Genomic DNA, 20,964 nt, shown 5'->3' with positions numbered 1-20,964 from the left:
AAACCAGCTCCTCCTTGTTGTTTCCGCCAACCATCAGATCATTATTTGACTCCTGAACTCTATACTCTGGATACCATTCAATATGATGGAATGCTTCCTGATATGGCGCAACTTGGTAACCATTCTCTGTTATGGGACGGGCGCATATTCCCTTACTACGAACCCGACCGCTTCATTAAAAATATCCCCATTTAAGAAGCAATTATTTTGATGGTATGTAAATATCAATTTGATTATCTTCGTTTTCTAATGTATGAATATCGTTCCAATATTCAATATCGATAGGCCTGCCGCCATACGTGTTATTGATAAACTCATACGTGATGCCAATTTGCGATTCTGCGCCTTTATGTACAATATTGATAAAACGTCCAGCAGGTAATGTGTATGTAATCATATCGTTAGGAACCTCGTCGAAAGATTTCACTTCATAGGCAATCACATGTTGATACGGTACATCGGGAGTCCAATGACAGTCATGAGGATATATTTGAATTAAATACATCCCTGACCCTATCCTGTATTCTATTTCAGGAGCTCGTTTCTCTAATTCCACACGGAGTGTTCCGCCAATCTTCGTTTCAATAACCTTGTTTAAACTTTCGATTATTGAAAAACCAACCAACTTAATCGCTTCTCTTTCCAGAACGTTGACTTGGTAAGTATTAATAATAAAACCTCCCATTATGGTAAATGTACCCATTTCCATAATAGCCGAATATACGTTCCTATGTAAAGATGAAAATTACAGTCGAAAAAATAAATCAAATTAAAGCATTCTTCATTGTCAATGCATTAAGATCTTGTACTTATGTTATATGAGTGTTTTGGTCATTATAAAATCTATTTGTTCTTCATCACCCATATAGAAAGAGTGGGCTCCTGTTTGAACAAAGTCCATTTTCTTATAAAAGGTAATTGCGCTCTCATTTTTTTCCCAAACCCCTAGCCAGATATTCTCTTTATTCCGTTCTATCGCTATTTCCATAGCTTTATTTATTAGATATTTACCAAGCCCCTGTTTATGAAGTTTATTCCTTATATAAATCCTCTCGATTTCAAGCGAATCATTGCCCATTATTTCAGTTTGAGCATCATTGGTGTTTAGCTTTAGATACCCAGCAATTTCCTCATTAGAATAAATAAAATAAAATTCCGAAGAGATATTTGATAATTCTTTTTCTAATTGTTTTAAGTTAAATGCTTTTTCCAAGTAGGCTTTCATACTTTCAGGTGAATTTTGATTCTTAAATGTCTCATTAAATGTTTCAACACTAATTTCTTGAAGTAATCCTAGATCTTCAAATGTGCACTTTTTTATATGTATAGTCATTTTATTTGTCCTCCTTTTACTACATCAATAATTTCTCTTGTTTCCCTTTTTTACAAACTCCCAGTCTTTTTCTACATTTTTTCTGACTCTTTGCAGCAGGTTAAAAATCGTTTCCACTTCACTTTCGGAGAATCCAGATAGTGCGACCATATTGGAATAATCGTTTTCCCTTTTTATAAAAGGGTAAACAGATTTCCCTTTCTCTGTAGGAAATAGTTTTTTAATTTTTTGGTTATATTGATCATCATTTTTTTCAATAAATCCATTAATCTCCAGTTTCTGTATAGCACGAGCAGCTGTTGTTCGGTCTACCTTTATCATTTCAGCTACCTTTTCTTGAATAATTCCTGGATTTTCACATATTCGCACGAGGTACAAGTACTGTCCTTTTGTAAGGTCATATTTTTTAAATTCTATATTACTAATAGAATCCAATGCCCTAGCAATCATTCCAACCTCACGTAGAATTTCCTTCATAATTGCAGCTCCACTAATATTGTATTTTTCAAACGTCGTAAAAAAATAGTACTTCATTTTTGTTGTATTTACAACAAAAAATTCCTGCACTGCAGCCTTTTCCATACTAACCTGCACGTTACTTCCCTCGGTATTAAGGGATTTTCTCACGTTTACTCGCTCATTCGCAGGATTACACCCTCTTGGTAAAAAGGATATAACGGCATAGTAGTGGTAGTGACATCACCGAACGGCCATGAAGGCATACTTAAATAGAGGATAAGTCTTGACTTCCTCATTATTCCAATTACTGCACGCTTTCTCCACAATGCCCTCGGGGGTTCACCCTCCCAGATCTCAACGGATCTATGCCCTTACCTTCCTTCGTTACACCTGTCCAAGGGGTGGAGGCCGATCAAGTTCAATATGCGGGTCTGTGCCCTTAAGTAACGGGTAATCGGTACTCCGTGCTTTCTTTGTAATCCTGCGAATGAACCAACCTACGTATATAGATTTACTTTAAGCTACACAGTCATGTATAACCGCTTTGTCAGTAGAAAAAGACTCTCCTCGTTGAGCTAGACCAACCAGAATACGTGCTAGCTTACCAATTAATTTAAACATAGAACGGTACTTTTTCATGTGCCTTACCTGTACGTTATGTTCATGCCACTTCCGAAATAACGGATTGTTCCCAATAAGACGTAAGGTCGCTAAATACAAATACTTTCGCAGCGTTGCATCTCCACGTTTAGAAAGTACGATCTGCCCCTTCCGTTTCCCTGACATACTCTCAGCTAGGTTCAGGCCTGCTCTTCTCAGTAATTGTCGTCCATGGGAATAGAGGCTTAGATCACCTGCACCGGAAAGGATTGCCGCAATGAAGATGGGTCCAAGACCTTGAATGGAGCGAAGTTGTTGAGCCAAAGGTATCTTGTCCAGGAGCACCAAGATTTCTTGCTCAATCATCTCTAGAATCTCGATTATGCGGCAATACTCATCGAGTAGCCGGCGCAAATCCTGTTTAGCTTCGTGGGTAGCTACAATTTCTCCTATGCTTCTAGCTGCAGAAGCGATGAGCTGTGCAGCCTTCTCTAGCCCTGTAGTTCCGCCAGCTCGTTTCATGTGCTTTCTCCAGCTTGCTATGACTTCTGCTGTAGTCACCCCATGTAAGTCTGCTGGAACAGGGAATTCATAAAGCGTCGCCAAGGATCGCTTGCAGGTCCAATCTGAAAACACTAACGTATATTCGGGAAAACGAATATCCAACCAGCGAATGATTCGGTTCTGAAGCCGTATGCTATTCGCTACCCAAAACTCTCGATCACTCATGATAACGCGCATCCTTTCAAAATAATGCGATTGCTTTGTGTATTCAGAGTAATACCCCCTACTAACAACATCCGCGATGACTAGAGCGTCCTTCGGATCATTTTTAGAAGGAGAATTATCTCTATTCTCCTTGTTTCTTTTCGTCGTAACAGGGTTCACCAGAACAACGCTTAACCCCTGTTCTACCAGCCAATTCGCTAAATTAAACCAATAGTGCCCCGTCGGTTCCATTCCAATTATTATGTTGTTCAAACGGTGATTCTGCTGCAACTCATTAATCCAACGTCCAAACCTTTCAAACCCTTCCTTGCTGTTGGTAAACGTAAGATGTCGTTTAGAAAGAACAATTCCGCGAAAGTTCGTTGCTTGTGCGACATGTGCATCCTTCGCTATATCGATGCCAATTACTAAGTGAGATGGAGTAATTCGTTCTATTCGTTGATTTTGTTCGTCTGATTGCTTAAACTTCATAATAAGAGCGCCTCCTTGATGGTGTTGGGTTTCAAACCCGTGGACAAACCCATCATACCGAGGCGCTCCTTTTTTGACAAAGACCATTTTTTAGGCCCTACAGGAAGGTTTAATAAACAAAAGAGGAGCTGCCGCGAAGCAAGCCCCTCAACTATAGTTTCTGTTAGCGTAATGATTTCAATCTAAGTGGTTCGGGTTTGCAGCCAATGCAAAGTTAAGATTAATTCGTTAAGGTCTTTCTTTGGCTTATGAATTCTTCCCCTCATGATAGTCTTCCCATAGTGGGCCGATGTATTTTTCTAATGTTTTTACGACGTCATCTCTTCGGCTCTCTTCGACATTTACAGTATCATTTGAAATATCATTTCTAATTCGTATGAGCACAAATAAAGGGGGTAATGCAGCCTCACGGAGAGCCTTAATCATGTTTTCTTCTTGTGGTGTAATATCCATAACGTATCGTATTCCTTTCTAGTAGATTGCTGCTCGAGATAATCTCATTATAAACCCTAACCTCAGTGTTAGGGTCAAGAGAAAATAAGCTATTCAACTATGCTGCCCGTTTAATGACAATACGGAAACAAGTTCCAGCTTCATTGAACAGGGTCTATTACCTCCTCTTTGCGGTACGCAAAAAAGGCATACGTGTCCCGTATACCTTGTTGGTCTCCATTTGTTATACCTATGTTTATATGCTAGTGAAAAGCATGGCCCCTTTGCCCTTATGTTATCACTACGCCAAATTTTTCTTTATATCCGTAACAATAATGTTCAGAAGCGGCGGGAGCTGTTCCATGCTTCTCAATATCTTCGGAGGAAGTGTGTGAAACTGCGGATTGAAAAAGCGCTGTATAACCGTCTGCAGAACAACTCCGTCGCCGGCTCCCAATGCGGCAGCTGATGCGAGCACATCTCCTGCCGGGCCTTGGAAAATACCCTTGGATGCTACCGCTAACAGACGCTCCCTGATCTTGGCAATCTGTTGAGTGGAAGCAGATCTCACTTTGGGATAAAGCGGCTCAAGCTCAGCTTGGTACGGAGCCATGGCAGCTGCAAGTACCTCTTGGAACTCGCTTGGCTCCACGGGATCCTCATCTCGCTGCTGGCGGCTACTGTTCTGCGGTTCTCGTCGCTCATATAGTCGGACACCTGGTGCTGCTTTTTCGCTGTATCCAGTGAGATCGGCTTCGCCGACACCTTAACGATAAAGTTATTGCGGTTTTGGCTATCGGGCACTACCCTTGGCGCTTCCAGCAAGATCAACTCGCTCTGCAGTAGCGTAACTTCGCTTTGCTTCTCGTTCAAAGGCTCGGGCCCGCCTAACGGCTTCTTGGCTCCAGGGCGTCGGGCTTGAAACAAAGATGGATAGTTCACAGGTACCTGTATTTCGAAGATAACCCCTTCCGTCGGACTCCAGTTCTCCGCAAAACCGCGGTCAAACGCAGTGGAAAAAGGAAGCATTTCCGTGATCGTATCGCCTTTTTTCAAACTTTGCAGATGACTGCCTTTGACGCGGCGAAACAGTGTTATCCATAGTTCTTTCGGGAGTGACTCCGGAGGCGCTGTACCTGTGAATTCTTCAAATTCTCTGGCCCGGTCCAATACACCCTGCCGATTGCCCGCATTCATACTTGAATCCCAGCCACCATTCTTGTCCTTGACTGAGGTGAACGTTCCGCTGCGCACGGAAGAGATGGCTTCAGCGGACGGTCCTCTTTCTCCCAGCTCTTGTTGCGCTTTTGATAAATTTTGTTCGACGTAGCCATCGATCAATTGATTTTGCAGCAGGTTGATCAGTTCGCTGTGCTTGGCGGTAATCTTCTCCACTGCCTTGATACCAGGCACGGCATCATCAAAGATCGCTTCTTCATCCGCTTCCGGAAGCTTGTAGGCCGATAAGAAGCTCAAAAATTGGGCATCGCTCTTGCGCGGGGGTACATGCTCGTTTGCATTAATGATGTTCATCTGCTCAATGGCATTTCTGCGTTCTGTACTATGTTCGAGCGTGGCTTCGTTCAACACATCGCGTTCCCACTGTTTGGCGATTTCCAATGCTTCGGGACTGAGTTTTCGCTGAATGACAGGCCTGGACGAACTGATGGTCGGTGCTTGATTGTGCTGACCACGGATGAGCCTTCCAACCGCCTGATTGCCAATGAGACGCTGTAATTGCAGATAGGTGGTTTGCTCTGCAGCTGCCGACGTTTTGGCTTGGAGGCTTCCGGACGCAACAGGGATTGATCGGTTATTGTTATGATGACGGGACGGTTGGGACTGCGTAAAATGCATGAGTCTCCTCCTCATTGCCTCTAGCGTTATTCATTAATTGCTGGACTTCGCTCTATTTCACATACTATGTGGATATTTAGCAATTCTTAATAACGCTTTCGGGGACTCCGCAATATGATATATCAACATAAAAAGAAAAGGAGCTTCCACATGTTCAAAAGAATTCTTCATGACGGGAAACTTTGTTACGGTAAGCACGCTATGTTCCACCTTGAGAACTGCAATGATCGTATTTTAAGCATAGAAGCGATTCAAACATTTATTTCTGCGTTGGTGCAAGAAATCGATATGGTAGCTTTTGGCGAATGTCAATGTTTCCGCTTCGGTGAAGGCGACGAAATTGGAATATCGGGCGTTCAGTTAATTTATACAAGCAGCATCACTATACACACCAACGATTTACATCGGGAGGGTTATTTGGATGTATTTAGCTGCAAAGATTTTTCAGAGGATCAAGTCACTGCTTGCATTAATCAATTTTTCTCACCTGAGCGGATTGAATGTCAAACCATTATTAGAGAATAAAGGCCGGTTTTACCCGAACCATTTCGACCATCACCCTAACGAACCTACCAAAGATAAATTTGCTATCTCCTATCATCAAAAGTATGGAGAAGGCGTGGTGGCAAAGATGTTTTTTCGCAAAGGAGAACTCCTTTTCCGTTTTCACGGTACCCTGCTGGATTATCAAACCCTCTATACTTTACAAAAAAAGCAGGGCTTGTATATTGAAGACCCTTACTTTATGGGTAAAATATTACATCGATGTGACCCCAATACAACTGTCGATATGGAAGAGCAAGTATTTTGGGCGAGTAAAGACATTAGACCAGGTGATCTTATAACGATGGATTACGAATCTACAGAAGATAAGCTGTTCAGAAGTTTTCAGTGCGAGTGCGAGTCCCATAATTGCCGCAAGCTGATCTCGGGAAAAGGGACACATAGCTAATCTGTATAAAAAGGCATGTGAGTTGCCCCACTCGATGCCTTTTCTTGTTGGATTAAGGAATTACCATACAAAAGTTGCTGTGATGATTGTTATTCCCGCGTCTCTTGTCCAATCAACTTAAGAATGACTTACATAAAATACTTAGGTCTGAGCAATCCCATATGTAAACGAGGTGATAGTATTGGCAAACAAAAAAAGTCGGAAAAGAAATGCGAAAGCTGTTCACACAAGCGCTTTTACCCCATTCGGATTCAGTCCCTTTGGATTCAGCCCGTTCGAGTTTGAGTTTGAGCGCCGTCCATTCGAGTTCGAGTTCGAGTTTGAATCTCCATTTTTCAGAAGAGGATTCTTCTAAAAAGGAGACAGACTAACATCATTTGGACATATGTACAAAAAACCTTATTTTGTAAAGAAGCAAAAGGAGCTGCCGTTGCAGCTCCCTCGTCGTTTTGTATTGAGTCCGTCCTTCATTGAACTAAAGTTCTGCGTGAGCTCTCATTCCCCGTCCTCAAATTTTTTTATAAAATTTTTTTGGTCCTTTGTGAACATATAGCCGCGTCGTTCGTAGAACCTGTGAGCATGCATTCGACTTGGGTGGGATAACAGTTTCATCCCAGAAAACCCATTGTCCTTTCCCCACTGTTCAAGACGCTCAATCAACATGCTGCCCTTACCTTGATTTCTATCATTTTTTTTAACAACAAATCCCAAGACGTTTACTAAAGAGTCGGAAAAAAGTAATTCATACGGGCTTCCATGAATATATCCTATAACCTCGTTGTTTTGTTCGTAAACAAAGATGATATCTTTCGTTTTCTTTGTAATGATTTCAATCTTCTCTTTTACTTTCTCTTTAGAAAATACATTCAGATTTGGGTTAAAATCTTGATTCAACAAATAAATATCGTGATAATCAGATACCCTAATTTCCCTGACATTGGCTTCTTTCATAATTGGATGCCTCAATTCATTATCAATTTTAGACGTCAATCGCAAATAAGCGGACTTCTTCATCTGTACCCGCATATCGGATCATGCTTTCAAAATGCAACCCCAGTTTTTCTAATAGTTTGGCCGACGCATGATTATCTTCAGAGGTAATAGCCACGATGCGTTTTAGCCCTAAAACTGATTGTGCATAACACATCACTGCGGAAGCAGCCTCAAAGGCGTACCCTTTCCCCCAGAACTTAGGAAGAAAAGCAAATCCAACATCTACATCTTCTAAAAAATCTCTTTTTACCAAACCGCAGATGCCGATCGGAATGCCTCCATCTTTCAACTCCGTCAAATAAAACCCGAAACCCAAACGAGCATACATGTCTAGAGTTCCGTTTAAAATATAGTCCCGCGCGTCATCAATGGTTCTCACGCCTCTATCGCCTATGAACTGGATCCAAGAAGGATCGTTCAATAGCTCAAGGATAAAAGCCGCATCCTCAATTGTTTGATGACGAAGAATCAACCGTTCTGTTTCTAGTACTTTCATGGTAGATGCCTCCAAACGCTTAAAATAATATATGTATAATTATAACAAAAAAAAGCCCCCCGTACCCCAAGAGCGCTCTTTCTTTGCTTATTGTTAATCTGTTCTTTACAAGTGTTGCTTGACGGCAGGGTCTTATCTCAAATATTGTATAAATCTCGGCACTTTCCATTTATTTCATGTTATTATGAAGTATCTCAAACTAGGAGGAAGATCTAAAATTTCATGAAATCTATGGTAGCTAATACAGATGAAAAAGTATGCCCTGATTGCAACAACGTTATAGCAGTTATCAAGGGTTATGTTACTTGGTGTGAAAAGTGTAATTGGAATTTACAAACTGTAAAAAAATACGTACCTAAAAGCATATTCGAGAAAATTTATTTAAGTGCAGGAGAAAAATCAAGTCAAAATTTACTTAATTCTTTACTGCAAAAAGTTAATATAAACTCTTCTTTCTCTAGTTTGAAATTGTTGACCTTACTCACTTCTTCAATTATTCATTTAGTTAGCTTAAGCTTATTCTTATTCGGGCTCTATTTAATCAAAAGCGATTTTCCAAACATACTTTTTATCATATTAGGAATATCTCTAATAGTAGTAGCTTGGATTACACGTATAAAACCAAATAAGCTTCGTGAAAATCCTCTCTCTAGAGAGCATTATCCAAACTTGTATAAGATTACTGATGAAATCTCTTCTGCATTGAATGCTGATAAGGTTTATGGAATTATCATTGATGAGAAATTTAATGCCTCTTTTTCTCAAATAGGTTGGAAACAACAGAAAATACTTCGCTTGGGGTTACCCTTATTATCCGTTTTAAATAAACAAGAACTTGTTGCTCTTATCTCCCATGAAATCGCTCATGGAATAAATGGCGACCTCAATAGAGGGTTATGGGTTGGTTCTGCAATTCAAACACTATCTTCATGGTATCAAATCACAAAACCGGATAAGATATTTGATACACGGTACCGTACAGGGGCAATTTTTATGATTTTTGCCAATATTCTTCTGCAGCTAGTTTCAAAGATTTTATTTTTTCTCTTGTACATACTTTGCCACCTTAATTGGCGTGACTCTCAACGTGCAGAGTATTTGGCAGATCAATTCGCGGCCAAGACGGCAGGAAAAGAAGCAATCCTTTCGCTGCTAAATAAGCTGCATTTCCACGATTTATTTGAATTCACAATCCTTAAAGTTATTAACACAAAGAGAGAAGGGCATTTTTTTCAAGATTTTGTTGAGCAAATCTTAATGGTACCTGCAAAAGAACTAGAAAGGATAAAAAGAATAGAACTTTTAGATAACTCACGACTAGATGCTACTCACCCACCTACAGGTAATCGGATATTTTATATTAACTCTTTGGATCTAGAACAACCTAATCATATAATTAAAGATGAGACATATCAGCTCATAATGAATGAATTATCAAAATTACATTTATTAATAGAAAAAAATATACTGGATGATTATAAATTAAGATACATTCAATATTAGATTTTTTAAGATTCCTGCCAGGTTAACGAAATGAGGCTGCCAGTCATTTTCGAGGCAGCCCTGTGGTGTTTGTTTATTCAACTCTCGTTTCCAGTTAGTTGAATCGTTGAGAGGCTCTCTTAACTGCCCATGAATGATGTTCATGAAAAAACAATTTATCAACTTGATCCAAGTTAATCCACCTTAAATCATGGTCATCGTTCTTCGGATCTTGTACTTTTTCAATAAATTTTGCTATAAAGAAAATTCCATTGCTTAATAGAATGTATCTATTGGCTTGTTTTGAAGTATTGATATATAACCTCTATGCCATCTTCAATTTCTTCTTTTTCGTATACATTTATACTATTTGATTTGTAGACGCTTTCCCAAAATTTTATGGCTGGAATATTGCTTTGTGCTTGACTAATCGCATAACGTCCTGGAAACATATCAAAGAACTTACTACAAGCTAATTTTCCAATTCCCTTCCTCCTGTACTTCTTTAGGATAAAGAACGAGTTTAACACATAATCAGCATATTCTTGATTTGAAAAAGGACCACTTTGCAATAGAATGAAACCAATTGGATTTCCATCTAAATTAATGAAAAAAGGTGTTAATCCTTCTTTCTCAAAAAACCACTCAAGTGCATCAAATTCAAACAATCCATTCTCTGTATTCAAATCAAGTTTTTCATTAAATTCGGACAAATCATGTAGAAACAAAGTCATTAAATTTTTTAGTAATTCTTTCTGAGCGGCATCCACCTTTTCAATGAATAGCACCAATAACACCCCCAACAGGTTATGGGATTAATGGATTATTCATTTTCAGTCTATCAAACTCATAAATAGTTCGAAGTATAAACTGACTGTTTTTATCTACCCTTTGAAATATCCCCATATAACCAACATCATTAAAAATAATATACTCCATATTAGTAAATTCATCAGGTCTATTAGATTGCCAATAATAATGTAATTCTTGTGGGGATTTATACCATAGCCAGTCTAAATCCTTCATTGGCAAGCTTTTATGAGAAAGTGCCCAAATACTAAATAGAACATGAGGATCCTCTATTTTTATTTCTGAAATTGGATTCTTGTCTTGTAAATCCACAGCAGACTTATGAAGGTTTACATTGATTTCTGAGCTTGCAGAAAAATGAGACACGCCATTTACTTGGCTAAATTCTGCTGAATACTTGGCATCTTGAAAATGTTCCTTTAGTTGGCTCCAGTCAAAGTTCGGAGTATAGAAAGATGAAATAACACAAATAAATCCAAAAATTAGCGCTTTAGATAAGTAAGGTTTTTTTCTTTTTTTCACGTAAACCATTCCGATTATAACGCCTGCAGGAATCAGGATACCAAATAAATTTACATAAAAATTGCACAGCAGAAAGATCCCAATAATAGCAAGCCACGTTTTTATATCTATGTTTTTTCGCTGATCAAAGTAAGAAAGCAAGAGGAGTACAAGTAAACTAAGCCATAGAAACCATCCCATATTATTCTCCATTCTTCTAATTATGGTTTATCATGGTCCTGTTCCATCAGCAATCACACGATAACCTAACCAATTTTTCTTAACCCAGATAAATGATTTTGGAACTTCATTAACAAAGAATAATTCAGCTCCACCAAACGATGTGCTTCCTGTCACCTTAACTTGAACACTGAAAGCCTTTACTGGAAGCAATAAAAACAAATAAAGAAACGATAATGCTTATATATCCCCAAAATCTTTTTCTACCTTTTTGAAGTTCAGCTAATCCTGTCACTAACATGAAAAGCGCTAGGAATAACATCAAATACGGCATCAATTCAAAGTTTTGAGTAATTAGACTAAAAAGAGAGCAACAAATAACGATTATTGCTAAGTAATTCTACTTATCTTTAAAAACATGATCCCTCCTACTGAAAATTGATTAGTGCTTTCATTTAGGTGATACTTTAGAAATGTCCAATCTTAGCAATCTACCTGTCGTTGTATCAATATAGGCATAGCCCATAAAAAAACGGAAACAAAGAAAACCATCGCACCATTTTTCTGAAAGGTCTATTCCATTGTAGTTATAAGAATTTAAAACACGAAAGTAATATAGCTTTACCCTATTACCTGTTTTTAAATTATTGATAAATACTGTTCTTGAGTCCTCATTTTTGCTTAAATTATCCATTACTAGTTGTGAGGTTTCGTCTGTGAAGGTGGAGGGGATATTTCTGATTTCAGTCTTAACAATTTTGACATTTGCATTAGGTAGATATGGTGAGATGGCTTTAACAACAGAATGATTAACATAATATTTGTATCCAACATAACCAATCCAAGTAATTGCAATGACCACTAAAAATATCAGTGTTTTTTTGTGCTTCAAAGTTCAACTCTCCCAAACTACATAAAATCATTCTTTCATCAACGTATAACTTTCGCTCTATTATACCATATTTTGGAATATATCATTTCGTGTTCAAATTTTACGTACAGTCCGTCGATGGAACACAAACCACCCTCTACTGCCCGTTAACGAAGTAATCACTATTTCTTACCAAACATGTTTTTAACACAATCATTATTTAGTTTTAATCTTTGATTAATAAATCATGGTTATTATATAAACAGACCCCCTTTAAAATAAGGAAAATCGGACTTACAACCTTAAAACGGTGTAGGTCTGATTTTCGTTTTTAGTTATTTTATTCTTAACGCATACCCGGTATATGAGCAAAGGACCACCTAACGGCGGCCCTTATTTGTATTGAACTATAGTGTCCCGTTAGCGTAATCTATTTTAGGAGACAAAGGTCATCTAACCGACTGGTAAACGAGACCTATGGCTCCAGAATCAAAGGTTTTGTTTTCGATAAGTTTAAGATTGACCTTCTCCTTGAGACCTTGGAATAACGGCAACCCGCTGCCGATCAGGACAGGAGAAACCGTAATTTTATACTCATCGATTAAATCAAGCTGCATAAGGTGGTGTGCGATCCTAGGACTGCCGAGGATGACCATATCCTTGCCTGGCTGCTGTTTGAGGTTCTTGATCTCTTCCTCTACATCTTCTTTCACCAGTCTGGAATTGTTCCATTCGACTTTGTCCAGCGTCGTGGAAAAAACGATTTTGGCTGTCTTATCGATCCACTCGGCATGATTCCGTTCATGCTGCGAAGCTGATGGGTTCGAAGGCACAGATGGCCAATAATCGTGCATTAATTGATAAGTCCCTCGTCCCCAAATGACGGTGTCTGCAGTACTTAGAATTTCTTTCGCGTATTTCTCTAAATCACCATCGTAGGAAATCCAGCCAATGTCCATTGCACCGTTTGGCCCTTCTACAAAACCGTCAAGCGATGCGTGCAAAAATAGAACGAGTTTTCTCATTTTCAGTGCTCCTTTGTTCATGAGGGATGTCTACATTAGTTACATTTTAGCACATTTCAGCTTGGATTATTTCTTATGGATTGCTAAGCTAAACTGCCCGTTAACAAAAGGCTGCACGCGGCAGCCCTTTTACGTTTGTTCAACTATAGTTACCCGTTAGTTCAATCGAGTTTCGTTTGTAAATGTTTGAATAGGACCATCCCACTCGTCTTCTCTAACCTCCTGGAAGTTGTTTTTTGTATATCTTTCAATTGCCTTTCTCCAAAATATTTGAGATGGTTTATTATTCTCTAATTGAGCAACTTTCCAAATGCCTTTGAATCGATTAAACATTTCATTAGAAGCGATTATACCTATTCCAAGTTTTCTATATTTTTTCATTACGAAGAACTCAGCCACCGAATAAATTGGCTGGCTATGTTCATTTGTCCCGATCATCCTTACTAGAGCAAAACCAGCCAGTTTTCCATCAACACGAATAAAAAATGGATGTCGGCCTTCTTCTGTCCAATAATGATCCAGGTACATCTTGGCATTTCCTCTTTTCATCTAAGGTCAAATGTTCGGTATTTCTTAGTATAATTCCACATATTTCTAAACTCTCCTGCCCTTTACCTTAATCGGGTAGGAGGCTACCCATTAATTGAATAGCCGACCTCCCACACCACCGTACGTACCGTTCGGTATACGGCGGTTCCTAAGTTTACGCAGTGACTTGTCGATAATAATCTGAAAAGAATAAGAATCCGAGTCCTTTGATCGTGTTATTTCCGAGGGATTTGTTGAGGATTGGGCTATTGGAGGTTCTCCAATAGCTCTTTCTTGTGTTGGCGTACTCCCATGCTTTCTGTTTCTGGATTCCGAGTAATTGCAACATTGCGAACTTTGTCTGCACTCGTTTCCATTGTTTCCAGTAGATCATGCGGATTCGCCTTCTCATCCATTCGTCCGTAGTTTGGAGCAGTTTCTTCATGTCGGCTATTTTGAAATAGTTGACCCATCCCATTATGTAGCGTCTAAGTTTCTCCACACGATCTTCATTTCCTACTCCATTACTTCTGGATGTAAGCTCCTTTATTTTAGCTTTCATCTTTGCAATGGATTTCGTGTGAATTCTGACCCTTGTTTCTCCATTTCGCGGATAGAATGAGAATCCAAGAAATTTGACTCTCGTCGCCTCGTCCACTACCGTTTTCTCCCGATTCACTTTGAGAAATAACTTCTTCTCGATGAAAGGAAGAATGTTCTCTAGTGTCCGCTCGGCGCTCCTTCTACTTTTGCAAAAGATGAGAAGGTCGTCCGCGTATCGCACAAACTTATGATCGCGGCTTTCCAACTCCTTATCCAGCTCGTTTAGCATGATGTTGCTCAGTATTGGACTTAAGTTTCCGCCCTGCGGCACGCCAACTTCGGATTCCTCAAAGCGATGTTCCACGATGACGCCAGCTCTCAGATACTTATGTATGAGTGAAATGACTCGCCCGTCTTTGATGGTTCTCGATAGCACTTCGATGAGCTTATTTTGGTTAACCGTGTCAAAGTATTTCTCTAGGTCCATGTCGACTACATATTTGTATCCTTCCTCTATGTTATTTTGACTTCTCCTGATGGCATCGTGTGTGCTCCGCTTGGGGCGGAATCCGAAACTGTTCTCTGAGAACTGCTTCTCGTAGATGGGTGTAAGTATTTGGGCAATTGCCTGCTGGATAACTCGGTCCACGACGGTCGGGATTCCTAGATTTCTTTTCTTTCCGTTCTCTTTCGGTATTTCTACCCTTCGAACGGCATTCGGACGATAGTTTCCGTCCAGAATGGACTGCCTGATGTTCTCTCCGTTCTCTTTGAGATATTGCAGAAGTTCATCTACTTTCATCCCGTCGATACCATGAGAGCCTTTATTCGCTTTGACCTTTTTGAACGCTTGGTTCATGTTGTCTCTGCTCACGATTTCCTCAAGTAGTCCCTTCTTCGACTCGTTTGCGTTGGTGTTGCCTGTTTCAGTTATCCTCTCAGGATTGTGCACTCCCGCATATCCTTCATGTTCCGCATTATCTTTCTGCTTGGAGCCTTCTGCTCGAAGTTGGCTGCCCTTTATTCCTGTATTGGTAACTTTCATTGACTAACACCTCCTAAGGTTCAGCCCTTCCCTCATATCGTCGACTACATCAGGTACTATGGCCTCTGCTGACTTCTCATGATAAATCTTATTTCAACCGTGATTCGAAATGATCCTCTCACGTCCATGAGATCTCCCACGGTAAGACGATTCACTTTCCTTCCATGTACCCACATCATTTACATTGGTATGTCCGTGTAGTTATTGGACTTCGTTTTGTTATGCAAACTCATCCCATACCTTATGCCTGATAATGTTCGTGTTCCTTGGGTCGGAATTTTGCCTCCAGCTTCCTTCAGATTCCACCTTACGATGGACACCCTTGCTCTTGGCTAGTGGTTGGTAACTACAAACCCCCACAGTGGACTTTCACCACCTAGTTAATCGCCATGCGTGGCGCACATAAACAAAGCAGGTCGCCACGGCGCCTGCTTTGTTTGTCTATCTCTATGCAACTAACGTCCTTTAGATAGTCTTTTAATATATCAATTGCCTTTTTGCTTAGGACTGGAACCCCAGTCTTTCCCCAAAGCCGAGGTGAATCAGTTACTTTTTTACCGCCACCTTTTTGTTCAATTTTCACATGAAATGGAATCCAATTATTCTCGAGTTTTATTCCTTCAAATTTGCCTTCCAATAGGTTAACATCTTCTGATTCCTGGTCAGCTACTAAAAGACTAAAATATTCGTTAGATACATTGGTCATTAACCACAACTTCATTATCCTATCTCCCATCTTGCCGTTCTAAACTGACGGCAACCTTCTCTAGATGAATATTGAGCTGTACTTCTTCGTTAGCTCAATATTCAAAGACTTTTCTCAAGTACGATTTCATCAAGAATGGGTATATCGAAAGATAACGCCCCTCTCTATTCCTTGTATAATCCAAACAATAGGGACGAAATCCTGCGAATACACGAGCTTACGTGAGAAAACTAGAATATATCGAGGGAGCTTAACTGCTTATCTAGAAAGAAATTTTTTGGCTTTATTCACGAATATAGATTCGCTCACCCGTATCCGGGTTGTAATAAACTCTCTGCTTCTCATGCGTAACGGGATCTACGCTAACTTCCTCCGTGCGGATAAACCCATTGGGAATAACCCCAGACTTTCTTTTTTTGTAGCGTTTGTCATAGACAAGCACAGATAGCACAATGATCACGAGAACAATAACGAACTGAACGCCATAGTAGCCAAGGATCCAATTCATTCTCTGTCTTTTTCAACCACTACGGCGGTACCGTATGCTACGATTTCGCCCATCGTTTTTCCAATTTCTCCTGAATCAAAGCGGACCATCACAATGGCGTTCGCGCCCATTGCCTGAGCGTTTTGTACCAAGCGGTCCATGGATTCTTTTCGGAGATCTTCTAGCAACGTAGTGAACTGTTTGATTTCGCCCCCCACCAAACCTTTGAATGCTGCTTTGATGTCAGCGCCAAGCCCGCGACTCCTAACAATCAGTCCAAAACACATTCCTTTGACTTCTTTGACTTTATATCCCGGAATGTTTTCGGTCGTAACGATGATCATATGTACTCTCACCTTTTTATTTTTTTCCTTTATTTTAACACATTAACTCTGAAATAAATCTAAACTCCCGTTCCATTTTATATTCTTAAGAAGAAAGAGCCCCTATAGTCACTTTAATCCTTTAAATGAGGACAATGTTTAAGAATTTCAGCAACATTTTCTTCCGGATTTTCAATATCGAAAATGACATAGTGATAGTGCTCATGTTCCTCCAGTTCAATGATGACATGTGGGACCCGATCCTCGTAAGACAAGAAATACCATTCACCGTTATGGCGAAAACTTCCTTCGAAAACATCAAATCCAGGCAAGGCTGTACCGGGCATCCTGAGCAACAAAAACGAAAACGGTGCTTCAAAAGATCCAACATGAACTTTTTTGATTGAACGGTACGGTTTTTTAATGTATCTTTTTAAAGCAGCTAGGCTATGTAGCGGCAGCCGATCGTGTGACGGCTGCCGTCATGTCGTGATTGAACTATTGTTCTGCGTTAGCGAAACTAAATGTCACTAGAAACCAAATTTTCGAACCTCTTTTTTTCATGGGCTGTTCAATTTGGCTTGAAGTCTTACCAAATAAGGGGAATCAAATGATAACGTGTTTTCTTACAATAATCCTCATATCCTTTCAACTCTTTTAACAATACTTTTTCTTCATTTAACAGCCTTAGAACGATAAAAATGATTATAGAAATCGAGGGAATCAATGCCCAAATTGAACCTAATGCTAAAGGAGTGAAAAGTATAATAAATATAGCCCCTGTATACATTGGATGCCGAACCAACGCGTATGGACCTGTTGATATAACTTTCTGGTCCTCGGTCACTTCAATTATGGCAGACGTATAAGAATTCTCTTTAAAAACTAAGAAAACAATCGAAAAGCCAAGTAAGATGATGACATCTGCAACAAATACAATAAATAAAGGAAAACTTGACCAACCAAATCGATAGTCTAAACCAGGAAGGACTAACAATCCGACAAAAAAAGTGATACCAGAAATGGTTTGGAAAATTTTTTGTTCCTTTTCTTTTTCTTTAGCATTAGTTCTTCTCTCTATTAGTTCAGGATCCCTCTTCAAAAAATAACCATTGATAAAGAACGTTGAACCTAAAAAGATCACAAAATAAATCCATGCCTTCCAAAAGTTAAGTGATCCTGCGGGCAAAAAGAGAAAAGTAAAGAAAACGATTGAAAATAGGAGCGTCCTAAAGTAAACTTTTTTCTTTAACAAAAATTACACCTCCCATAAGATTAATCCATCCAGAATTGCTCAAATATACAATTGGATAACCACACTTGTTTCCCCTTCTTTAGGTCAACCCCAATTTCAAGTGATTAGCAGATTTCTTCCATTTAAAAATAATAGCGTTATTAACTCTCCTGCCCTTTACATTAATATACAAAAGAGGAGCAATTTTTTACCATCATAAAATTTAGCAACTTCTCAATAATACCATAAAATGGAATTTAAACAAAAATAGGAGCTGCACGAAGCAAGCCCCTCGACTATAGATTTCGTTGAAATGAATAGGTTATTCACCCAAAACTAAGCTTCATTGTTTTTATTTCAAAGGGATTCATCGTCACTGTGAAATGATCTCTACTGTAGTCCACTACAGTTTCCATGCTTCTTTCGACAAGGTCGCATTCTATGACATAGTTGATAGTTTCAGTGAATGGAAGCTTCACCGTTGTTCGCGAATTCAACAGATTTTGGAATCGTAAAATGTAGGCATCACCTTGCTCTGCTTTTTTGAAGGCTAAGATGTGGATACCCTCGACTCCTTCCTTCAGGAAACCATATTGTTTGAGCCCATCAGGATGCCATCCGGACGCCACATGAAGAGGCATGAATGCTTCTGCGGCCAGCTGCTGCACACGTCCTGTATGCCAATCCCCTGCATGCGGTGCAAGCCGGAATGAATATTGGAATGTGCCGCTGATCCATTGCGGGTAGTTCGTCCCCCATTGATTGTTAAATAAGTTGAAATGCAGGATTGGCTGTTCTGGTGTGTACGCTTTCGAATACTGGTAAATCCCCTTTTCGCCAATCGAAAACAACGGTGTGTCCATTGGAATGGTCGCCAATCCTACATGATCGTCTTGCACATCGACCCATTGACTCGTACAGTGAAGTCGCGTATTAGCACCTTTTTCAATATCTTCAACTGGATTCACAACACTGCCTAATTTCTGAAAATGATAATTCGGATGATCGGCGTTAAGGGCAAAGGTAAAATGTCCGCTCTCGGCAAATGCGGAGGAAGCTTTATGCCTAACAGTCACTTGAATATCAGCAAAAGATTGTCTTTCTTCCAAGCTAATTTTCACGTTTATTTCTTCGCCATTTCCAAACTCCTCGTAACTTTCAGTTGGTGGAATGAAGCTAATTTCAATGATTCCCCACCCATAACCATTTGAGATCTTTAAGTCTTTTTTGTGGAGCTCGTAACTCTTGTGATTGATTCGTGGATAGCCAGGTTTACTGAAATCGTTGATATACCAATCCGTTAAATCATAGGCATATGCTTTTACAAAATCCAGAATCTCTTCTTTCCCATACACATCATATTCATAATGGCCGAACCTTCCGTTTACAGCCCATTCCTTCTCATTCTTCTTATCATAAAAACTAGTTATGCACCCTGTCAGCGTACTGACCTCTATACGTAATGCATGATTTTCCAATACTGCGTATTCAATATTTTCAACAGCGATTGCACCTAAACGCTCAGATTCTGTGCCTTCTACATACTCAAAAGTGCGGAAACCCATTGGCCCGATTTTGCCAATATATGCCTCACCAGCTTCATTCACGATATAGGATTCCTTCGTTTCCCGATCCATGAGTGTGCCGTACTTACGGTTATCCAAATTGATCTTCGCATCCCGACGTTCCCAAGCAAGCGGGTTATATACACCGATAACGCTAGAATTCATTGCAGTAAAAGGCTTAACCTCACTTATAGCTTTTTTAGCTTGCTCTACGTAGTTTTTCTGTTCTGCCCAAGATGCTTCTGTTTTTTCATAAGATTCCGGAAACTTGGCTCGGTCTTTCTTGATATTTTCCTTCCCATATGTGCGCTCACTGTTTCGGCCGGGTAACAAATTTGATTTAATATCGATCCCCCAAGTATGTTCGCCAAAAAGCAGCGTTTGCTCATAAGCCTTTGCGATCGAAGAACTCTGATTTACAACAGGATCTCCTTTCAACTGTTCAAGCGTTAATAAGCTTTCCAGTGTTGCAATCTCCGAACGTAATCTCCGCACACGGGATACCTCTTCTGGATAGGAGCCTATGCCATGAATCCAGGTATCCGCCAAATCTTTACGAATCACAGGTATATCCTGAAAATCTCTGGCAATAAAATCAAGCGCAAAATCATCCATGGTTCCGATTTTAACCTCGGTATTTGGATATTTCTTGGCTATCTCATCCAACAAGTCGTGAACCACATTCCCATCTTGTGGACCGATATTATCGTTTGTTTGCAGCAGCGCAATCCAAATTGGGTATGGCCAATCGTCAGGCGGAGTCAGCTCAGTTCCGTATGCGCCTTTGGAATAATAGGTTAATACCCTGCTGCCATCCGGTCCTTCCCAATGAAACAATCGAGGCACATCGACAGGAGAGGAACAAGAATTTACGCCTAAATGCAAAAATTCAATGCCAGCATTTTTCAAGAATGTAGGCAGCATCCACGTATGACCTGGTACATCCGTCATTTTAGCGGATATAGCGATATGTCCATATTGTTCACGCAGCTTTTCCGAAAAATATAACCCTCTGATATATTCTTCGGTACCGCAAAATTCAGTCGAAGTTGTAAATGGAAGCCCGTGCCAACGCAGTTGTCCGTTATAAATCAGTGCTTCCAAGGAGTTCTTTTTATCCAAATCAGGAGTATCTAAGCATTCCTTAAGCATCCATGCAGGAAGTGTCCAAACATAATGATGGTCCGGTCCATCCTTCTTCGTTTTTTCACATATCGCTAGAACGTCGTTCATCATATCTTCTTTATATTGGGTCATGACATTGCTCGCCAAGTCGGTAAAACCCAAGTCTACGTGCGTTTTAAACACAACATAAATTTTTTCTAATTGTTTCACTTTTCTC

At 39.8% G+C, this 20,964-nt stretch carries 25 protein-coding genes; 3 read left to right on the top strand and 22 right to left on the bottom strand.

The window, feature by feature from the left end; genetic code table 11:
- Window positions 1–202: 202 nt before the first annotated feature.
- The 7 genes from ACBP55_RS12255 to ACBP55_RS12225 all read right to left on the bottom strand — a co-directional run bounded on the left by ACBP55_RS12255 (window position 203) and on the right by ACBP55_RS12225 (window position 5,881).
- Window positions 203–703, bottom strand: a complete 501-nt coding sequence (locus ACBP55_RS12255; RefSeq protein ID WP_464651866.1) for a GyrI-like domain-containing protein — start codon at window positions 701–703, stop codon at window positions 203–205.
- 111 nt (window positions 704–814) lie between these two features.
- Complete coding sequence (paiA, locus tag ACBP55_RS12250; RefSeq protein ID WP_464651865.1) at window positions 815–1,333, bottom strand: spermidine/spermine N(1)-acetyltransferase; 519 nt, start codon at window positions 1,331–1,333, stop codon at window positions 815–817.
- A gap of 24 nt (window positions 1,334–1,357) precedes the next feature.
- Window positions 1,358–1,810 (bottom strand): MarR family winged helix-turn-helix transcriptional regulator, encoded by a 453-nt coding sequence (locus ACBP55_RS12245; RefSeq protein WP_464653295.1) that lies wholly within the window; start codon window positions 1,808–1,810, stop codon window positions 1,358–1,360.
- 498 nt (window positions 1,811–2,308) lie between these two features.
- The gene (locus ACBP55_RS12240) at window positions 2,309–3,592 is read right to left on the bottom strand and encodes an IS110 family RNA-guided transposase (protein WP_464648396.1); all 1,284 of its coding nucleotides are present in this window, start codon (window positions 3,590–3,592) and stop codon (window positions 2,309–2,311) included.
- A 246-nt stretch (window positions 3,593–3,838) separates the two neighbouring features.
- Window positions 3,839–4,045 carry a hypothetical protein gene (locus ACBP55_RS12235; RefSeq protein WP_268617889.1) on the bottom strand — a complete coding sequence of 69 codons (207 nt, stop codon included), beginning with the start codon at window positions 4,043–4,045 and terminating at the stop codon, window positions 3,839–3,841.
- Window positions 4,046–4,325: 280 nt separating this feature from the next.
- On the bottom strand, window positions 4,326–4,637 hold the full coding sequence (locus ACBP55_RS12230) for a hypothetical protein (RefSeq protein ID WP_464651862.1): 312 nt from the start codon (window positions 4,635–4,637) through the stop codon (window positions 4,326–4,328).
- Complete coding sequence (locus tag ACBP55_RS12225) at window positions 4,592–5,881, bottom strand: hypothetical protein (RefSeq protein ID WP_464651860.1); 1,290 nt, start codon at window positions 5,879–5,881, stop codon at window positions 4,592–4,594. Before ACBP55_RS12225 ends, ACBP55_RS12230 begins: the two co-directional genes overlap by 46 nt.
- A gap of 150 nt (window positions 5,882–6,031) precedes the next feature.
- Between ACBP55_RS12225 and ACBP55_RS12220 the strand changes: the two genes are divergently transcribed.
- Both ACBP55_RS12220 and ACBP55_RS12215 read left to right on the top strand, forming a co-directional pair.
- A complete protein-coding gene (locus tag ACBP55_RS12220; RefSeq protein ID WP_464651858.1) occupies window positions 6,032–6,406 on the top strand; it encodes an S-adenosylmethionine decarboxylase in 375 nt (124 codons plus the stop codon).
- On the top strand, window positions 6,303–6,833 hold the full coding sequence (locus ACBP55_RS12215) for an SET domain-containing protein-lysine N-methyltransferase (protein ID WP_464651856.1): 531 nt from the start codon (window positions 6,303–6,305) through the stop codon (window positions 6,831–6,833). The genes ACBP55_RS12220 and ACBP55_RS12215 overlap by 104 nt, the downstream gene beginning before the upstream one ends.
- A 495-nt stretch (window positions 6,834–7,328) precedes the next feature.
- Here ACBP55_RS12215 and ACBP55_RS12210 read toward each other — a convergent pair whose 3' ends face one another.
- Both ACBP55_RS12210 and ACBP55_RS12205 read right to left on the bottom strand, forming a co-directional pair.
- Window positions 7,329–7,784, bottom strand: coding sequence for a GNAT family N-acetyltransferase (locus ACBP55_RS12210; protein WP_464651855.1), 456 nt, complete (start codon window positions 7,782–7,784; stop codon window positions 7,329–7,331).
- A gap of 28 nt (window positions 7,785–7,812) precedes the next feature.
- Window positions 7,813–8,322 carry a GNAT family N-acetyltransferase gene (locus tag ACBP55_RS12205; RefSeq protein WP_464651853.1) on the bottom strand — a complete coding sequence of 170 codons (510 nt, stop codon included), beginning with the start codon at window positions 8,320–8,322 and terminating at the stop codon, window positions 7,813–7,815.
- 222 nt (window positions 8,323–8,544) lie between these two features.
- Here ACBP55_RS12205 and ACBP55_RS12200 point away from each other — a divergent pair, with 222 nt between their 5' ends.
- Window positions 8,545–9,825: a M48 family metallopeptidase gene (locus ACBP55_RS12200; protein WP_464651851.1), complete on the top strand. Its 1,281-nt coding sequence runs from the start codon at window positions 8,545–8,547 to the stop codon at window positions 9,823–9,825.
- A 269-nt stretch (window positions 9,826–10,094) separates the two neighbouring features.
- On the opposite strand, the gene ACBP55_RS12195 is transcribed toward ACBP55_RS12200, so the two are convergent.
- The 13 genes from ACBP55_RS12195 to ACBP55_RS12135 form a co-directional block, all read right to left on the bottom strand.
- Window positions 10,095–10,592 (bottom strand): GNAT family N-acetyltransferase, encoded by a 498-nt coding sequence (locus ACBP55_RS12195; protein WP_464651849.1) that lies wholly within the window; start codon window positions 10,590–10,592, stop codon window positions 10,095–10,097.
- 19 nt (window positions 10,593–10,611) lie between these two features.
- On the bottom strand, window positions 10,612–11,316 hold the full coding sequence (locus tag ACBP55_RS12190; RefSeq protein WP_464651847.1) for a hypothetical protein: 705 nt from the start codon (window positions 11,314–11,316) through the stop codon (window positions 10,612–10,614).
- A 157-nt stretch (window positions 11,317–11,473) separates the two neighbouring features.
- The gene (locus tag ACBP55_RS12185) at window positions 11,474–11,617 is read right to left on the bottom strand and encodes a DUF3953 domain-containing protein (protein ID WP_464651845.1); all 144 of its coding nucleotides are present in this window, start codon (window positions 11,615–11,617) and stop codon (window positions 11,474–11,476) included.
- 129 nt (window positions 11,618–11,746) lie between these two features.
- Window positions 11,747–12,187 (bottom strand): hypothetical protein, encoded by a 441-nt coding sequence (locus ACBP55_RS12180; RefSeq protein WP_464651844.1) that lies wholly within the window; start codon window positions 12,185–12,187, stop codon window positions 11,747–11,749.
- Between the two features lie 428 nt (window positions 12,188–12,615).
- Complete coding sequence (locus ACBP55_RS12175; RefSeq protein ID WP_464651842.1) at window positions 12,616–13,191, bottom strand: dihydrofolate reductase family protein; 576 nt, start codon at window positions 13,189–13,191, stop codon at window positions 12,616–12,618.
- 156 nt (window positions 13,192–13,347) lie between these two features.
- A complete protein-coding gene (locus ACBP55_RS12170) occupies window positions 13,348–13,719 on the bottom strand; it encodes a GNAT family N-acetyltransferase (protein WP_464651840.1) in 372 nt (123 codons plus the stop codon).
- A gap of 175 nt (window positions 13,720–13,894) precedes the next feature.
- A complete protein-coding gene (gene ltrA, locus ACBP55_RS12165; protein ID WP_464644332.1) occupies window positions 13,895–15,307 on the bottom strand; it encodes a group II intron reverse transcriptase/maturase in 1,413 nt (470 codons plus the stop codon).
- A 376-nt stretch (window positions 15,308–15,683) separates the two neighbouring features.
- Entirely contained in the window at window positions 15,684–16,028 is a 345-nt protein-coding gene (locus ACBP55_RS12160; RefSeq protein WP_464651839.1) for a hypothetical protein, read from the bottom strand.
- A gap of 268 nt (window positions 16,029–16,296) precedes the next feature.
- Entirely contained in the window at window positions 16,297–16,521 is a 225-nt protein-coding gene (locus ACBP55_RS12155) for a hypothetical protein (protein ID WP_464651837.1), read from the bottom strand.
- A complete protein-coding gene (locus tag ACBP55_RS12150) occupies window positions 16,518–16,844 on the bottom strand; it encodes a heavy metal-binding domain-containing protein (protein ID WP_464651836.1) in 327 nt (108 codons plus the stop codon). Before ACBP55_RS12150 ends, ACBP55_RS12155 begins: the two co-directional genes overlap by 4 nt.
- A 113-nt stretch (window positions 16,845–16,957) precedes the next feature.
- Window positions 16,958–17,155, bottom strand: coding sequence for a hypothetical protein (locus ACBP55_RS12145; protein WP_464651834.1), 198 nt, complete (start codon window positions 17,153–17,155; stop codon window positions 16,958–16,960).
- A gap of 257 nt (window positions 17,156–17,412) precedes the next feature.
- Window positions 17,413–18,078 (bottom strand): methyltransferase family protein, encoded by a 666-nt coding sequence (locus tag ACBP55_RS12140; RefSeq protein ID WP_464651832.1) that lies wholly within the window; start codon window positions 18,076–18,078, stop codon window positions 17,413–17,415.
- A gap of 305 nt (window positions 18,079–18,383) precedes the next feature.
- Window positions 18,384–20,957 (bottom strand): DUF5054 domain-containing protein, encoded by a 2,574-nt coding sequence (locus tag ACBP55_RS12135; protein WP_464651830.1) that lies wholly within the window; start codon window positions 20,955–20,957, stop codon window positions 18,384–18,386.
- Between the last annotated feature and the right edge of the window lie 7 nt (window positions 20,958–20,964).

The sequence above is a fragment of the Paenibacillus sp. WG02 genome (assembly GCF_055396115.1).
This window is presented reverse-complemented; position numbering and strand designations above follow the sequence as displayed.

Bases quoted from the DNA above. Each gene is read 5' to 3' on its own strand.
- ACBP55_RS12255 (WP_464651866.1), bottom strand. From the start codon at position 703: ATGGGTACATTTACCATAATGGGAGGTTTTATTATTAATACTTACCAA.
- paiA (WP_464651865.1), bottom strand. From the start codon at position 1,333: ATGACTATACATATAAAAAAGTGCACATTTGAAGATCTAGGATTACTT.
- ACBP55_RS12245 (WP_464653295.1), bottom strand. From the start codon at position 1,810: ATGAAGGAAATTCTACGTGAGGTTGGAATGATTGCTAGGGCATTGGAT.
- ACBP55_RS12240 (WP_464648396.1), bottom strand. From the start codon at position 3,592: ATGAAGTTTAAGCAATCAGACGAACAAAATCAACGAATAGAACGAATT.
- ACBP55_RS12235 (WP_268617889.1), bottom strand. From the start codon at position 4,045: ATGGATATTACACCACAAGAAGAAAACATGATTAAGGCTCTCCGTGAG.
- ACBP55_RS12230 (WP_464651862.1), bottom strand. From the start codon at position 4,637: ATGGCTCCGTACCAAGCTGAGCTTGAGCCGCTTTATCCCAAAGTGAGA.
- ACBP55_RS12225 (WP_464651860.1), bottom strand. From the start codon at position 5,881: ATGCATTTTACGCAGTCCCAACCGTCCCGTCATCATAACAATAACCGA.
- ACBP55_RS12220 (WP_464651858.1), top strand. From the start codon at position 6,032: ATGTTCAAAAGAATTCTTCATGACGGGAAACTTTGTTACGGTAAGCAC.
- ACBP55_RS12215 (WP_464651856.1), top strand. From the start codon at position 6,303: ATGTATTTAGCTGCAAAGATTTTTCAGAGGATCAAGTCACTGCTTGCA.
- ACBP55_RS12210 (WP_464651855.1), bottom strand. From the start codon at position 7,784: ATGAAAGAAGCCAATGTCAGGGAAATTAGGGTATCTGATTATCACGAT.
- ACBP55_RS12205 (WP_464651853.1), bottom strand. From the start codon at position 8,322: ATGAAAGTACTAGAAACAGAACGGTTGATTCTTCGTCATCAAACAATT.
- ACBP55_RS12200 (WP_464651851.1), top strand. From the start codon at position 8,545: ATGAAATCTATGGTAGCTAATACAGATGAAAAAGTATGCCCTGATTGC.
- ACBP55_RS12190 (WP_464651847.1), bottom strand. From the start codon at position 11,316: ATGGGATGGTTTCTATGGCTTAGTTTACTTGTACTCCTCTTGCTTTCT.
- ACBP55_RS12185 (WP_464651845.1), bottom strand. From the start codon at position 11,617: ATGTTATTCCTAGCGCTTTTCATGTTAGTGACAGGATTAGCTGAACTT.
- ACBP55_RS12175 (WP_464651842.1), bottom strand. From the start codon at position 13,191: ATGAGAAAACTCGTTCTATTTTTGCACGCATCGCTTGACGGTTTTGTA.
- ACBP55_RS12170 (WP_464651840.1), bottom strand. From the start codon at position 13,719: ATGTACCTGGATCATTATTGGACAGAAGAAGGCCGACATCCATTTTTT.
- ltrA (WP_464644332.1), bottom strand. From the start codon at position 15,307: ATGAAAGTTACCAATACAGGAATAAAGGGCAGCCAACTTCGAGCAGAA.
- ACBP55_RS12160 (WP_464651839.1), bottom strand. From the start codon at position 16,028: ATGAAGTTGTGGTTAATGACCAATGTATCTAACGAATATTTTAGTCTT.
- ACBP55_RS12155 (WP_464651837.1), bottom strand. From the start codon at position 16,521: ATGAATTGGATCCTTGGCTACTATGGCGTTCAGTTCGTTATTGTTCTC.
- ACBP55_RS12150 (WP_464651836.1), bottom strand. From the start codon at position 16,844: ATGATCATCGTTACGACCGAAAACATTCCGGGATATAAAGTCAAAGAA.